Source organism: Chryseobacterium sp. FP211-J200, assembly GCF_001643375.1.
Classification (GTDB): Bacteria; Bacteroidota; Bacteroidia; order Flavobacteriales; family Weeksellaceae; genus Epilithonimonas; species Epilithonimonas ginsengisoli.
On the sequence record NZ_LSHB01000011.1, the window covers coordinates 44,478 to 60,081 of the forward strand.

The 15,604-nt window shown below is 36.3% G+C and carries 14 protein-coding genes; 3 read left to right on the forward strand and 11 right to left on the reverse strand.

Going from position 1 to position 15,604, the window contains the following annotated elements; translation table 11 throughout:
• Positions 1–72 precede the first annotated feature (72 nt).
• Positions 73–2,901, reverse strand: a complete 2,829-nt coding sequence (gene uvrA, locus AXA65_RS04275) for an excinuclease ABC subunit UvrA (protein WP_063968880.1) — start codon at positions 2,899–2,901, stop codon at positions 73–75.
• A 238-nt stretch (positions 2,902–3,139) separates the two neighbouring features.
• On the opposite strand from uvrA, the gene AXA65_RS04280 reads away from it, so the two are divergent.
• A complete protein-coding gene (locus AXA65_RS04280; RefSeq protein ID WP_063968881.1) occupies positions 3,140–3,934 on the forward strand; it encodes a S1/P1 nuclease in 795 nt (264 codons plus the stop codon).
• A 96-nt stretch (positions 3,935–4,030) separates the two neighbouring features.
• Here AXA65_RS04280 and AXA65_RS04285 read toward each other — a convergent pair whose 3' ends face one another.
• From AXA65_RS04285 to AXA65_RS04315, 7 genes are all read right to left on the reverse strand, one after another.
• Positions 4,031–4,519 carry a GNAT family N-acetyltransferase gene (locus AXA65_RS04285; RefSeq protein ID WP_063968882.1) on the reverse strand — a complete coding sequence of 163 codons (489 nt, stop codon included), beginning with the start codon at positions 4,517–4,519 and terminating at the stop codon, positions 4,031–4,033.
• Between the two features lie 16 nt (positions 4,520–4,535).
• Positions 4,536–5,459: a UbiA family prenyltransferase gene (locus tag AXA65_RS04290; RefSeq protein ID WP_063968883.1), complete on the reverse strand. Its 924-nt coding sequence runs from the start codon at positions 5,457–5,459 to the stop codon at positions 4,536–4,538.
• Between the two features lie 148 nt (positions 5,460–5,607).
• Positions 5,608–6,534 (reverse strand): mevalonate kinase, encoded by a 927-nt coding sequence (locus AXA65_RS04295; protein ID WP_063968884.1) that lies wholly within the window; start codon positions 6,532–6,534, stop codon positions 5,608–5,610.
• A 94-nt stretch (positions 6,535–6,628) separates the two neighbouring features.
• Complete coding sequence (locus AXA65_RS04300; RefSeq protein WP_228391618.1) at positions 6,629–7,414, reverse strand: alpha/beta hydrolase; 786 nt, start codon at positions 7,412–7,414, stop codon at positions 6,629–6,631.
• Between the two features lie 34 nt (positions 7,415–7,448).
• The gene (locus AXA65_RS04305; RefSeq protein ID WP_063968886.1) at positions 7,449–8,930 is read right to left on the reverse strand and encodes an MFS transporter; all 1,482 of its coding nucleotides are present in this window, start codon (positions 8,928–8,930) and stop codon (positions 7,449–7,451) included.
• Positions 8,931–9,069: 139 nt separating this feature from the next.
• Positions 9,070–10,251: a thiolase family protein gene (locus AXA65_RS04310; protein WP_063968887.1), complete on the reverse strand. Its 1,182-nt coding sequence runs from the start codon at positions 10,249–10,251 to the stop codon at positions 9,070–9,072.
• A 95-nt stretch (positions 10,252–10,346) separates the two neighbouring features.
• A complete protein-coding gene (locus AXA65_RS04315) occupies positions 10,347–10,772 on the reverse strand; it encodes a hypothetical protein (RefSeq protein WP_063968888.1) in 426 nt (141 codons plus the stop codon).
• A 119-nt stretch (positions 10,773–10,891) separates the two neighbouring features.
• Between AXA65_RS04315 and AXA65_RS04320 the strand changes: the two genes are divergently transcribed.
• Positions 10,892–11,554 (forward strand): hypothetical protein, encoded by a 663-nt coding sequence (locus tag AXA65_RS04320; RefSeq protein WP_063968889.1) that lies wholly within the window; start codon positions 10,892–10,894, stop codon positions 11,552–11,554.
• Positions 11,555–11,639: 85 nt separating this feature from the next.
• Here AXA65_RS04320 and AXA65_RS04325 read toward each other — a convergent pair whose 3' ends face one another.
• From AXA65_RS04325 to AXA65_RS04335, 3 genes are read right to left on the reverse strand one after another with little or no spacing between them, the layout of a single operon-like run.
• Positions 11,640–12,725, reverse strand: coding sequence for a hypothetical protein (locus AXA65_RS04325; RefSeq protein ID WP_063968890.1), 1,086 nt, complete (start codon positions 12,723–12,725; stop codon positions 11,640–11,642).
• Positions 12,726–12,731: 6 nt separating this feature from the next.
• The gene (locus AXA65_RS04330; protein ID WP_063968891.1) at positions 12,732–13,415 is read right to left on the reverse strand and encodes a hypothetical protein; all 684 of its coding nucleotides are present in this window, start codon (positions 13,413–13,415) and stop codon (positions 12,732–12,734) included.
• Positions 13,396–13,953, reverse strand: a complete 558-nt coding sequence (locus AXA65_RS04335) for an RNA polymerase sigma factor (protein WP_063968892.1) — start codon at positions 13,951–13,953, stop codon at positions 13,396–13,398. Before AXA65_RS04335 ends, AXA65_RS04330 begins: the two co-directional genes overlap by 20 nt.
• A 475-nt stretch (positions 13,954–14,428) precedes the next feature.
• Here AXA65_RS04335 and prfB point away from each other — a divergent pair, with 475 nt between their 5' ends.
• A complete protein-coding gene (gene prfB, locus AXA65_RS04340) occupies positions 14,429–15,541 on the forward strand; it encodes a peptide chain release factor 2 (RefSeq protein ID WP_063968893.1) in 1,113 nt (370 codons plus the stop codon).
• Positions 15,542–15,604 lie beyond the last annotated feature (63 nt).

The window sequence follows — 15,604 nt, forward strand, 5'->3', positions numbered from 1 at the left end:
CCAAACGGAATGACATTTTTTATTTATAGTAAAATCTAACTTCTAAAATCTAAGCTCTAACTTCTAATTAAGTTACATTTCCTTCTTCAAAAACTTCGCCGTTAAACTTTTCTTAGACTTGATAATCTGCTCAGGCGTTCCTTCTGCAATGATTTGTCCGCCGTGTTTTCCACCTTCTGGTCCAACATCGATAATGTGGTCAGCGAGTTTGATAACGTCCATATTATGCTCGATAATTATGAATGAATTTCCTAATTCCACCAATTGGTTGATGGCTTCCATTAAAACTTTTACATCTTCGAAATGAAGACCTGTTGTTGGTTCATCCAGAATATAAAGTGTGTTTCCGGTTTGTCTTTTGGAAAGTTCCGTTGCCAGTTTCACACGTTGCGCTTCTCCTCCACTCAAAGTTGTGGATTGTTGTCCAATCGTGATGTAACCCAAACCAACATCCTGCAAAGTTTTCACTCGGATGTAAATTTTCGGAATCGGCTGGAAAAATTCTACTGCTTCATTGATGGTCATTTCCAGAATATCAGAAATCGATTTTCCTTTGTAACGAACTTCCAGAGTTTCGCGGTTGAAACGTTTTCCGTGGCAAGTTTCGCAATGCACATAAACATCGGGCAGGAAATTCATTTCAATCACCTTCAAACCGCCACCTTGGCAAGTTTCGCAACGTCCGCCTTTCACATTGAAAGAGAATCTTCCCGCTTTGTAACCTCGGATTTTACTCTCTGGCAATTCGGCAAAAAGATTACGAATATCCGTAAACATTCCGGTGTAAGTCGCTGGATTGGAACGTGGCGTTCTACCAATTGGACTTTGGTCAACATCTACGATTTTGTCGATATTATCAATCCCATCGATGCTTTTGTACGGCAAAGGTTCCTGAATCGCTCTGTAAAAATGACGGTTCAGAATAGGATAAAGTGTTCCATTGATCAAAGACGATTTTCCACTTCCGGAAATCCCTGAAACAACCACCAATTTTCCTAATGGAATTTCGAGATTGACATTTTTAAGGTTATTTCCTGTCGCACCCTTCAGAACAATTGATTTTCCGTTTCCGGCTCTTCGTTCTGCAGGAATCTCGATTTTTCGTTTCCCCGTCAGATAATCTGCGGTGATGGTGTTGGCCTTTTTGATGTCTTTCGGATGACCTTGCCATAGAATTTCTCCACCGAATTTCCCGGCTCTTGGACCAATATCTAAAACGTGGTCGGCTTCCAAAATCATATCTTTATCGTGCTCCACCACCAAAACCGAATTCCCGATATCACGAAGATGTTTCAAGGAATTAATCAATCTTTCGTTATCTCTTTGGTGAAGACCAATTGAAGGTTCATCCAAAATATAAAGTACGTTGACCAATTGAGAACCGATTTGTGTCGCCAAACGAATTCGCTGAGATTCGCCTCCGGAAAGGGTTTTCGAGCTTCTGCTCAAACTCAGATAATCCAAACCGACATCCAGAAGGAATTGCAATCTGGTTTCGATTTCTCTAAGGATTTCGTAAGCGATGATTTTATTTTTCTCACTGAAAGTATCTTTCACATCAGCCAACCATTCTTTCAAATCTAATAAAGAAAGGCCATTGATTTCCGCAATATTTTTTCCATCGATCTTGAAACTCAAACTTTCCTGACGCAGACGGGCGCCTTTACAAGTCGGGCAAACTTCCTCAGTTGTGAAATTTCTTTCCACCAAAACAGCGTCGTAATTTTCACGTTCGTCCACAATCTCTTCAAGGATATGTACCAAACCTTCGAAGTTGATTTTAATTTTTTTCGAAATTCCGGCGTGTTTCAGTTCTTTCGTAATGTCCTTATTATGACCGTAATAGATGTATTCCAAAGCTTCTTTCGGAATATCTTTGAAAGGCGTTGTCAAACTCAAATCGAAAACTTCCAAGATTAATTTAATCTGAGAAAGAATCCATTTGTTGGATTTGATTTGTTCTAAAGGTAGTAAAGCACCTTGATTGATTGACAATTTATCATTTTCGACGAAATAGTCGGTATTCACTTTCTTAACCGTTCCAAGACCTTTACAAGTTTCGCAACTTCCTTTCGGCGAGTTAAATGAAAATGTATTCGGTTCCGGCAAAGCCATCGAATCTCCCGTGATATCATCCATCAAATTCTTACTGAAAAAATGGATTTCTTCACTTCCCATTTCCTGAATGGCAATCAAACCTTCGCCCATATCAGAAGCGGTTTTTAGAGATTTTTGCATTCTAAGTTCCGTCGCCGCTTCTCCGATAATCCATCTGTCCACCACAACTTCCACATCGTGGGTTTTGTAACGGTCGAGTTTCAAATCGTATTCGATGTCTTGAAGAACGCCGTCGATTCTGGCCTGAGAATAACCTTTTTTGGAAAGATGAATGAACAATTCGTGGTAATGTCCTTTTCTGGAACGCACAACCGGCGCCATCAAATAGACTTTTTTCCCTTTGAAGTTTTCCTTGATCGTATCAAGAATCTGGTCTTCGGTATAACTTACCAAACGTTTCCCGGAACTCATCGAATAAGCGTCGGAAACCCTTGCAAACAACAGTCTCAAATAATCGTAAAGTTCGGTGATGGTTCCAACGGTTGAACGTGGATTTTTGTTGGTTGTTTTTTGTTCTATGGCGATAACTGGAGAAAGTCCTTCGATCTTGTCAACATCCGGACGTTCCAAACCACCAAGAAACTGCCTTGCATAAGCAGAAAACGTCTCGATGTAACGCCTTTGCCCTTCTGCAAAAATCGTATCAAATGCTAGGGAAGATTTTCCGCTTCCGGAAAGTCCTGTGATGACCACCAATTCGTTGCGTGGGATTTTGACGGTGATGTTCTTGAGGTTGTGCTCTCGAGCGCCGTAAATTTCGATAAATTCCTGATTATCTTTCATTTATAGATATTCATTTCTTTTTTAAAGGTCAAATGGAATCGCTAATTTTTATTTTTTTCTTCACTTTTTAATGACAGCGATTTCATTGAAAAGTCCAATTCTGGGAAAACGCAAATTTACGGAATTTAATTGACGATTGCACTTTACCTTAATTCAAGTTTAATAATATTTAACAGAGATTTGGCCTTAAATAAATTTTTGATAGGCTTATCTTTGCCGCTTGAAATAATTTAAAAAAATGAAAAGTATTTTATCAAAATTCACGTTTGCCGTTTTAATGTTCTCATCTTTCTATTGCTTTGCTTGGGGATTGACGGGCCACCGCGTGATTGCAGAAATCGCTCAACATCATTTGAGTTCCAAAGCTGAAAGAAACATCAAAAAACTACTGCAAAATCAGAAATTGGCTTACTATGCCAACTGGCCGGATTTCATCAAGTCTGATACGACTGGCGTCTGGAAGGAAACTTCGTCTTGGCATTATGTGAACATCAATGCACAAAAGAATTTCCAGCAATTCAAAGATTCTTTGGAAGCTCAAAAAAGTCCGAATCTTTACACTCAAATTGAAAATTTAGCAAAGAAAATTAAGGATAAAAACACTTCCGAAGCTGATAAGAAAAATGCTTTGGTTTTCTTGGTTCATTTGGTGGGCGACCTTCATCAACCGCTTCACGTTGGACGCTATGAGGATTTGGGAGGAAATAAAATCAGTATAACTTATTTTGGACAAAACACGAATTTGCATTCGCTTTGGGATTCGAAAATGGTGGAAGACAGAAAATATTCTTACACAGAATTTGCGAATCTTTTGGACATCAAATCGAAAGATGATGTGAAGAGCATTCAAGGTGGAACTTTGCAGGATTGGTTGTATGACAGTCAGAAAATTGCAAACTCTATCTATTTTCACACGCCGAAAGATTCCAAATTGAGTTACGCATACAATTACCGTTTTGAATCTACCGTTGAAAGACAATTGTTGTACGGCGGATTACGTTTGGCGAAAGTGCTAAATGATGTTTTTGGGTAAATAAAACTTAAAATCAATTCTTTATTAAGTCCAATTCCAGAAGGTTATTGGACTTTTTTATTTCTTATTCGATAATGTTTTTTCTATTCTCAGATATTACTCAAGATCTTTAATCATCCAAAGATTACAACCTGAATGCCCTGAGTTGCCCAAAGGTTTTTCTAAATATTGGAATCCTTGTCTTTCATAAATAGAAACTGCTTTACTGAACTCTGGAATACTTTCGAGATAAACGTTTTTTAAACCCAAATTTTTAGCTTTCTCAATACATGTTTCGAGTAATAATTTTCCAGTTCCTTTTCCTCTTGCTTCTTTTGAAAGGTAAAATTTGGCAAGTTCAGTTGTGTCGTCAGGCAAATTATTTGTTGGAAAAATTCCGCAACAACCTAAAATCAAACCATCTTCTTCTGCCACAAACAATGCTGATTTCTCAGTTTGAAATAATGAATATAAATCATCTGTAGTCGGGTCGGAATAAACGGTTCCATCGGTACAACTTACTTCGAAATCGTGAAATGAAGTTCTGATAATCTTTGCAAGAATCTCGTTGTCTTCAACTTTATTTTCTCTAATGATTACTGACATTTTTTTTGAAAATATTTTAAATTAACCAAGGATATTTGTGATAGATTCCATCAAAAAGCATTGCCAGAATTCCGAAGAAAATCCAAAGTCTTAGAAGATTCAAAGCTTTAAACTTATCATTTTTTTGATTTCTGAACAACATATAAACTGTTCCCAAGATCACAATAATTGTTAATAAAAAATACCACGCAATTATATTTTTGAAGCCAATTCCAACACTTAAAATCAATGAAACAATCAAGGTGATAATTAATAAAATTAATAAAATAGACCTTGTATTTTGGAATCCGAGTCGGTTCGCAATCGTTTCGTAACCAAACATTTTATCGGCGTTTTTCGTTAACGTATCTTTTGTAACATCGATGATGAAAAGCATTAGAAAAAGGAAGATTGCCAAGAACAAAATCTTCAGCGAAAACGTCTGATAATAAATCAACATTCCGAAGAATGGATAAAGCGTCAACGCTACGAAAGTGAAATTATTAAGAACAATGATTTTGCTGAGTTTATGGCTGTAAAACCACATTAAAAACTGGTAAATCAAGAAGAAAATAAAAACCCGGTGCGACACAAAAAACGCCAATCCAAGCGACAATGCGTTGAGCATAACATAAGCCGTCAGAAAATATTTTTCTTTGAGGAAATTCTGTAATTTGGAGCGAAAAGGTTTCACTAACTGGTCCTTTTCTTTATCATAAAAACGATTGATAATCCCGCCAGCCAAGATACTAAGCACAGAACAGATGATAATAAAATGAACCTTATAATCGAACACGAAATTTCTGAAACTCTCTTCCCGATTGAACAGGAAAAACGTAGAAACATAGAGTGCAAATGTGAGCAAAACCGCCACGAAAAAACGGGCGCCCAACAGAAAACCCATCAACTGAGAAACACGGTAAAGGGCATTTCGGGAAGTTGGTTTTGTTTCGTTGGTCATTTTAAGTTCTTTGTGCGTAAGCTTTTGAGTATTGTAAAACACTTCGACTCCGCTCAGTGTGACAACGCTTATACTAACAATATTTTCTAGAGCTGTCAGTCTGAGCGGAGTCGAAGACTTTTTTATTCGTGATTAATTTAACTAAATTTTAGAATCTGTAAATGACTTCTTTGTGAAAACCTTCCAGCATTTTTTCCGCCTTTTCGTAATCTTTGGAGAAGCCTAAGATGTAACCTCCGCCTCCGCTTCCGCAAAGTTTGAGGTAGTAAGCGTTGGAATCAATTCCTTTTTTCCAAATGTTGAAAAGATTTTCCGGAATCATCGGACGGAAATGTTCGTAAGCCCAAACCGATAATTTCTTCAGGTTTTTGAAAAATGGATTCATATCTTTTCTAAGGAAAGCGTCGATGCAAGCGTTGTTGTAACGGATGAATTCTTCTTTCAAAGTTTTACGAAAACCTTCGTTCTTCAATTTTTCAAAGAAGATTTGAATCATTGGTCCAGTTTCGCCAATTGTTCCAGAATCAATCAGGAAAATTGCGCCTTTGCCCAATTCTTCTGCCGGAATAGAAACTTTGTCAACACTGTCTTTGCTTTCAATCAGAATCGGAAGATTCATAAAGCAAATCAATGGGTCGATTCCTGAACTTTTTCCGTGGAAATAACTTTCCAACTGACCGAAAATCATTTTCAAATCCTTCAGTTCGTTTTTCGAAATCGTATCAGGTTCTCTTTTTGTGAAAGAATATTTTTCGAAAATCGCGGCCACCAAAGCGCCTGAACTCCCTACTCCATAACCTTGCGGAATATTGGAATCGAAGAACAAACCTTTTGAAATGTCATTTTTAAAAGAATTGACATCTAATTTGTATTCTGCAGGTAATTCCAGATCAAGAAGATAATTGGAATATTTTTCCAAAGATTGGTTTGATTTCTTTTCGAAATCGTTGTCCAAATCAGAAAATTTGAGTGTTCCTTTATAAAAACTGTATGGTAAAGTGAGTCCTTGAGAATCCTCAATAATGCCATACTCACCGAAGAGAAGAATTTTCGCGTAAAATAAAGGGTTTGTCATAGTGTGTTTTGATGTTTCAAATTTACAAAAAATAAACTATTCGACTATTATCAAAAAATGAACCGTATTTTTAATTTTTTATTAATTATTGAAATTAATCTTTGTAGGGAAATAATATCAGGAAACCATCATAAACACTTTTGTGCAGAATGGTTGCGTGGTTATCGTCCGTCATCAGATTGTATTCTACCTTGAGATTCTTTTTTCCGGAGTTTTTAAGAACCTGATAAAGTGCATCTGCATCTTTCACCATTGTCTTGTGTTCATTTTTTCCGACAGAAACATACACAAACCTTTCATCATCTTTCTGCGCTGATAGCAATGCATTGGCTTTGTTCAAAAGACTCTCATCATCCCACCATAGGCTTGGACTGATGATAAAATAATGGGTGAAAAGATTTGGTTTATTCAATAAAACCTCAGTTGCCAAAAGTCCACCAAGCGACTGACAAATGATATATTTTGTTTTATCAGTTTTGTAATTTTTATCGATAAAAGGCTGCAACTCTTCTCCTAGAAAACGAATAAATTTGTCCGAATGTCCCGTTGTAGGATAATCTTTCTGCAAATCTTTCAAATCTGTATGAAACGTGAAATCCCTTTTTCTATCAACATTCGCAATACCAACGATTATGAAATCCGGCATTTTGAACTGCATATTGAAAAACTGCTGAAGTCCGACCAAATGAAGGAAATCCTCATTCATACTTCCGTCCAGAATATAAATGACAGGATAACTTTTGGTCTTGTCATAAGTCTGTGGAAGATAGATATTCAAAGTCCTTTTTTCATTAAGAATCTTAGAATCCAACGTAACTTTCTTACCTATAATCAAATCTTCTGAAACCGAAGTCTGAGCATTGAATGTTGCAAAAATCAATAAGAATAGAAAACCTATACTCTCAAAATGATAATTATTTTATATTATTTTTTACTTTCATAAAACGAATCAATATCAAGCCAATGGCAAAGAAAATCGTCATCGATAAAGCGGCGTAACGCATATTGTTGTAATATTCTATCAACGTTGCGAAGATGAAAGTTCCTAAGATAATGGCAATTTTTTCCAAGACATCATAAAAGCTAAAGAACGTTGTGTTGTCCATAGAATCCTGTGGCAATAACTTGGAATATGTTGACCTGGACATCGCCTGCAAACCACCCATCACCAAACCAATAACGGCGGCAATTCCGTAGAATTGATATTCTACATTCGGATTTTCCTTATTCAAATAATAGGCTGAAAGACAAGCGCCAATCCACAACGCAACGGTGATGCTAATGACATTTTTGTTTCCAATTTTCTTCGATAACCAAGAGAAAAACAAGGCTCCGATAATCGCTTCGATTTGAATTAATAAAAGCGTCATTATTAATTTATCCTGCGCCATATTAATTTCACGCTTTCCAAATAATGTAGCCATCAGGAAAATCGTCTGCATCCCAACACTGTAAAAGAAGAAACTGGAAAGGAAGAATTTCAGATTTTTATCGGCAAAAAGATGACCGCCAACTTTGAACAATTCGCGGAAACTTTGTTTGAAAACATCAAAGTAAAAACTAAAATTATCCTTTAAAACCTCAAAGAAACCACCTTGTTCCGTATGACTTTTGAAGATATTTTTGTAATTAAGCAAAACCAAATCTTTTGGCAATTGTTCCTTAACCTGACCAAATTGCGGCAAATGTTTGAAGGTATATTGAGAAAACCCAAACCACCAAGCACCAGTCAAAAGGAAACTAACACGCGTGTAAATAGCAGCCTGTTTAGGTGTTTCCGCAAATACTTGAATCAGAACCAAACAAATAATCACCAAAATAACGGAACCCATATAACCGTAAACGTAACCTTTTGCAGAAAGTGAATCCTGCTTGTCCGGCGTTGCAATATCCGGCAAAAAGGAATTGTAGAAAACCAAACTTCCCCAGAAACCGACACTCGCTGTCACACTGAACAACAAGCCCAGCCAAACCGTTCCCATTCCTGTAAACATCGCCAATCCCATACAAGATGTTGCGCCCAGATAACAGAAAAACTGAAGAAAAGATTTTTTGTTTCCAATCGTATCTGCCAACGAAGACAAAATCGGGGAAAGCAAAACGACAATCAAAAAGGAAAGCGTGAGAGAATAGCCATAAACCGTGTCGGGATGGTACTGTTTCCCAAAAATGGTAATCATATGAGGCAGCGCAACATCAATCCATTGCTTGGTTTCTGCAACATATTCTTTCTTTTCATACGCCGTCGTAAGAATTGCGTAATAAATCGGAAAGATTGTGGAGGTAATCACCAGTGAATAAACCGAGTTCGCCCAATCATACAACGCCCAGGCGCGCATAATTTTAGGATTATTTTTGATCGAGTTTTCTGGAATTGTTTTTTCTATTTCGGACATTGGAAATAATTATTTAGACAAAAGTAAAAAAAGGAATTACAAATTGACAAAAAAATGCATTTGTATCATAAATTTAATAACAAAAACCCTTTCGAATTTTAAAATCTGAAAGGGTTTTGAAATTTATTTTAATTATAGATTATTGCAAATTCTCAATCACAATAGCCGTTGCTCCACCGCCACCGTTGCAAATAGCAGCTGCGCCATATTTTCCGTTGTTTTGTTTAAGAACATTAATCAAAGTGACAATGATTCTTGAACCAGAACTTCCCAGCGGATGACCGATGGAAACTGCACCACCATTCACATTCACTTTCGAAGCGTCCAATCCTAAAACTTTGGTATTCGCCAATCCAACTACTGAAAAAGCTTCATTCAATTCGAAGAAATCGATGTCGTCTTTTGTGAGATTCGCTTTCTTTAGTGCAATTGGCAAAGCCGTCGAAGGTGCCATTGTAAATCTTTCCGGTTCTACAGCCGCATCAGCATAAGAAATGATTTTTGCCAGAGGTTTCAATCCTAATTCTTCCATTTTTTCTTTTGACATTAGAATCAAAGCAGATGCACCATCATTCAATGTTGAAGCGTTAGCTGCAGTTACTGTTCCATTTTCTTTTTGAAAAACTGTGGCTAAAGTTGGGATTTTATCAAACTTCACGGCTTTATATTCTTCATCTTCCGAGAAAATAACTGGCTCACCTTTTCTTTGAGGAATCGAAACGGGAACAACTTCGTCTGCAAATTTTCCAGCTTCCCAAGCAGATGCAGCTCTTTTGTAAGATTGTATTGCAAATGCATCTTGCTCTTCTCTCGTGATATCGTTTTCTTTAGCGCACAATTCTGCGCAAACGCCCATATGTTGTTTGTTGTAAACATCGGTCAAACCGTCTTTCAAAAGTCCGTCCTGCATTTTGATTTCGCCGAGTTTCACACCATTTCTTCCATCTATATAATGAGGAACCATCGACATGTTTTCCATTCCGCCAGCTACGATAATATCCACATCGCCAGATTTTATCGCCTGAGTTGCCATTGTCACGGCTTTCATTCCCGAAGCACAGACTTTGTTGATGGTAGTAGAAGGCGTATGATTGGACAAACCTGCACCCAAAGCCACTTGTCTTGCCGGAGCCTGACCTTCGCCGGCCTGTAAAACATTTCCCATATAAATTTCCTCAACCAAAGTCGGGTCAAGGTTGATTTTGTCTAAAGCTCCTTTTACAGCAACAGTTCCCAATTGTGTTGCAGGAACTGTCGAAAGACTTCCCATAAAACTTCCCATTGGCGTTCTGACCGCTGATACAATGAATACTTCTTTCATAATATTTTTAATTTTTTTTGATTTTATATTTATTTAAACACAAGGTCCACAAAGTTTTTTCACAAAGTTCACAAGGTTTTTCAATTAATGCAAAACTAGTTGTGCTCATTGTGCAAATCTTTGTGGCTTTGTGGTTCAATTTTATTATTTCTCGATGCGATTAAAATAATCACTGCGCCCAGAAACTCGATGAACCATCCCCAGGATAATTTCACGATTCCTGCGAATGTAGATTGCCACGATTTGAATGGTAAAAAACTGAAATAATCCAAAGATTTCAACTTAATGGCGATAATTGTGAAAACAAAAAACAATATCATTAAAAATGACATTATTCTCACCAATTTATTTTTACCAATCAGGATGAAAACCAGCGTCAGTAACGAAAATCCCCAAAGTATGATGGCGAGTGTGTTATCCACTTTCCAATAGTTCCAGTTTCCAACAATAGGAATATGAACCAAGGGCAGAAAACTGCCTGCCACAACCAAAAACAATCCGATTAACTGTAAATTTTTCATTTCTAAATCCTGTTTGCCAATGTAAATAAAAATTTAGACTTGCAAAAGTGATGCTTAGATGAATTTTAATATTCAAAAAAAAATAGCTTAATTTTATCTTTCTATAAAAAACTATAATAATGAAATTTTTGAATATTTTCAAAAAACAAAATTCTTACAATCAAGATTTAAAGGCTTTAGAAATAAGTAGAAACAAACTTAAACTCGCATTAGATGAATCAATTGAAACTGCAGAAAGTGATATAAATTCAACTCGTGAATTTTATGAAAGAATGAAAGGTTACGGAATTCGTCGTTTTGATAATTTTCTAAATCTTTGCTTATATAGTTCATTAACAAACATTGATTTGATGTTATTGACTGAGAGAATTAGATTAAGTAACAGACGCTTAGAAAAACTATTTAATGCAAGAATAATTTCGATGACAGTTTATGAATATTTAAAAGATATTTCAGACCTATTAGGTTTTAAACTGATTGGCGAATTAAATTCCAATAATTACAAAGAGTTTATTCAAGAAGTTAAAGATTTGAACAGTGAATTTTCAACATTAAAAAAAAATCACGACTCACTTATTAAAGTACTACGTAATAATGCTTCTGCACATAAATCTAAAAATGCGCTCGAATTAATTCATTATAATAATAATTTAGACCCAAATGAATTATTTGAAATTGCAATTGAAGTTATTGATTTAAATATCAAACTAACACAATTTACAACAAAAATTTATCTCAAGATTGGAGAAGAAGGTGAACAAAATAGAAAAAATAGTATTTAATTCAAATATAGAAAAAAGCACACTCCTTAAAGTATGCTTTCAGAAAATAATAATAAAAATAGTGTTCTATGAAAAATGTTATCAATTAAAAATCAATATTCGCAATCTCGATTCCGAATTGGATTCCGTTTTTGTTTGGTAAAATGGTTTTGTCATTAAAAATTGGTGTGAAATCTTTTTTGATAAATAAAGTAACGCCGCCATAACCCAGACTGAATTTTCCTCCGAATAAGAAAGCGTTCACGCCGTCATCCAAAGTGTAATCGTACTTTTTGAAATTGTCATTTTCGTTGTAATATTTCACTTTTACGATACTTCTGGTGTTGATTCCCGCATAAGCGCCTACACCAATTTTCCACATTTTTTTTCTCACATCCAGATATTGTTTGCCGTCATATTCTGTGTATTTTGGATTCAGATAAAGCTGAAATTCAATTGGTAAAGTCAGGTAAACATTTCTCAGTTTTGAACGTTTCAATCTTCCTTCTTCAAAATTTTCAAGGAATAAATGCGAATTTTCCTGAACAAAAACCTGCGGACGTTTCGGCATATAAGTGTCGGTTCTGTAAGCCAAACCGTATCTCAAAATCCAAGGACTCGTGAAACTTCCCAACTGACGGTCTTTTCTAAACTGAACTTCAACGCTGTGAGAATTCCCGATTCGCATCTCAGAATCACTCTCAAAAGGGTTGAAACTGCCTTTGTCTTTGGTCAAATTTGCGAAGGCGTAACCAACACTTAAAGAACTTTGATTGATATAATCTTTAGGTGATTTTTTGTTTTTCTCGTTGAGTCGCGCACTCACTCCATTTAGTCCAAAGAATATTTCATTTTTATTCTTAATAGTATCAGGTTTTGTATTGTAAACAGAATTTGCGACAGCAGTTTTCGTAATGCTTTCCAATTGCTCGCGCTCGTTTTCAATTTTATCATTTATGAGCGTTTCGTATTTTTTGGAAACCGATTCTTTTCGGGCAATCTGTTCGGCTTTCGTGATTTTTCCGGAAGAGAAAGCTTCATCGATTTTATCCGTTTCGTTTTTCATATTCGCTTTTTCTGTGGATACAATTAGATTGACTTTTTCAGTGTAAGATTTCATCTGATTATCGAGCGTAGTCTGGGCTGTAGCAAAGCTTGAAAGCATTGCCAAAAGTAGAATTTTGAATTTCATTTTAGTTTATTTAGTTGTTATAGAATCTTTGTCGTAAAGCGTAATTCCGAAGATTTTGATACGTTTTGGATTGGGAAAATCCGAATCAATTTTAGGTTTTGAAACATTAATTCCCATCGCGGATTTTGGTGTTTCAGTTTTCGCTTTGTCAATTTCCACTCCGAAAAGTAAATCGTAAGAGGTAATATATTTTGCTCTTTCTTTGGGTTTCTGAATCTCGTTTTGAGCCAATTTTATTTCTGGTTGAGGAATTGAAATTTCTTCTTTTTTAATTGAAATTTCCTTTTCAGAAACTTGATTTGTAATTTGATTTTCTTTATTAATTGATTCTGAAGTCGAAGGATTCACATTTTCAACAGCCAATTTTTGATTATCAGTTTCAGAATCATTATTTACAGGAATCAATTTCTCAACTTCACTATTTTTTGTTGGTTCGATTGGAGTTGAATTTTGACTTTCACCTTGATTCGCAAATTCCCGATTTTTATTAATATCAGATTTATGGTTAATCATCAAAAAACTTCCACCCAAACCGATCATTAATAAAACCACCGCAGCATATCTCAACCAAACGATTTTTGGCTTCTGTTCTTTCGCAGGAACTTGGTCAAGCTTCTCTTCCAATCTATCCCAAAGACCGTCGGAAACTTTCATTTCCTGTTGTTCGTATTTAGATTTCAGATTCTGCATTTTGTTTCGTGTTTTGTTGATTAAAATAATCTTGTAGCCATTTTTTCGCCTTGCTCAGCTGACTTTTGCTGGTTCCTTCTGAGATATTCAGGATTTCCGCAATCTCCTGATGTTTCTTCTCCTCAAAAACAGAAAGATTGAAAACCAATTTATAACCAATCGGCATTTCCCTGAAAATCACATCCAAATCAATATCGTGAGAAATCACATCAACATCTTCCGTCTGTTCCGCAATCGAATCCGTAAATTCAGTTTCGGCGTACAAAATATGTTTGTTTGTCCTGATAAAACTAATCGCATCATTCACCACAATTTTTCTCAGCCAAAACGGAAACGATTCGTAATTTTTACAATCCTCAAGCTTCGTAAACGCTTTGCAGAAAGCATTCATCAACATATCTTCCGCATCATCCCGATTATTGATGTAAGAATTTGCGACCGACAACATTTTCCCGGAAAACATTTCGAACAAACTCTTCTGAGCCAGTCGGTCATTTTTCTTTGCTTTGGAAAAGATATGTTGTAAATCTCGATTCATTTTCTCTTTCTGACTATAAGACGACAAAAATCCGAAATGGTTGCCTCAATTCTAAAAATAAATAAAATTCAATTCTAAAACAACTGATTATCAGTAAAATTAATTTGAAATACTTTTCACATTTTACATGATACATTCTGCAATATTTGGGCAATCCCCTCGCCCATTCTTTGCCACCGCTCGGGTCGGGCTATCCGCTACAATCTTTTTTGTGGAAGACGTTTCCTCATTTAATTAGAACATTTCCCAACCACAAAAAAGGATTTCCACTACTATCCCTATTGCGGGATTCGTCTTCAATTGAAACTTTTCCCAATGATTTAAACTTGGCTGAGCGAAGTGCCTCTGCGAACATTAAAAATATTTTCAATAATCTCAAAAAATCTTAGCGCCCTTTGCGTTAAAATTTTTCATTTGACCATTATTTCCCAACATTCATCATTTTCTTCTTATTTTTGCAAAAATTAAAACAAACGTGGTAAACACAGACCAAATAAAAGATATCCAATCCAGAATAGAAGACCTGCACAAGTTCCTCCAAATCGAAAAGAAAAAAATCGAAATTTCCAACGATGACGAGAAAACCGCAGCACCCGAATTCTGGAACAACTCCAAACAAGCCGAAGTTTTCCTGAAACAACTCCGTTCCAAGAAAAAATGGGTGGAAGGTTACGATGATATCAAGACAGAATTTGAAGACCTTCAGGTTTTGTTGGAATTTGCAAAAGAAGACCCAGACTCCGAAAAAGAACTTGACGAGGCTTTCCCAAAATTAGTCGAAAAAGTCGAGAATCTGGAATTCAAAAATATGCTTTCCAACGAAGGCGATGAGTTGTCAGCCGTTCTTCAAATCACAGCTGGCGCCGGCGGAACGGAATCTTGCGACTGGGCAAGTATGTTGATGCGGATGTACACAATGTGGGCCGATAAGCAAGGCTACAAACTTCGTGAACTGAATTTCCAAGAAGGCGATGTTGCCGGAATCAAAACCGTAACGATAGAAATCGATGGAGAATTTGCGTTCGGATATCTGAAAGGTGAAAATGGCGTTCACAGATTGGTGAGAATTTCGCCGTTTGATAGTAATGCTAAACGCCACACGAGTTTCGTTTCGGTTTATGTTTATCCTTTGGTGGATGACACGATTGAGATTAACATCAATCCAGCAGACATCAGTTTTGAAACGATGCGTTCATCAGGAGCTGGTGGACAGAACGTAAACAAGGTGGAAACAGCCGTTCGTCTTCGCCACGCACCGACGGGAATTATTATTGAAAACTCAGAATCGCGTTCTCAGCTTCAGAATAAGGAAAAAGCAATGCAACTCCTGAAATCCCGACTTTACCAAATCGAATTGGATGAACGTCTGAAGGCCAGAAATGAAATCGAAGCCGGCAAAATGAAAATCGAATGGGGTTCTCAAATCCGGAATTATGTGATGCAACCTTATAAATTGGTAAAAGATGTCCGCTCCGGACACGAAACTTCCGACGTAGACAGTGTGATGAACGGGAATATCACGCCTTTCCTAAAAGCTTATCTAATGAATGAAGGGCAAGCTGGAAGTGGGGAAATGGATGAGTTGTAGAATTAAAAGAATGTAAAAAGCCAGCTTTCTGAAAGATGGCTTTTATTGTTATGTATCAAAAAT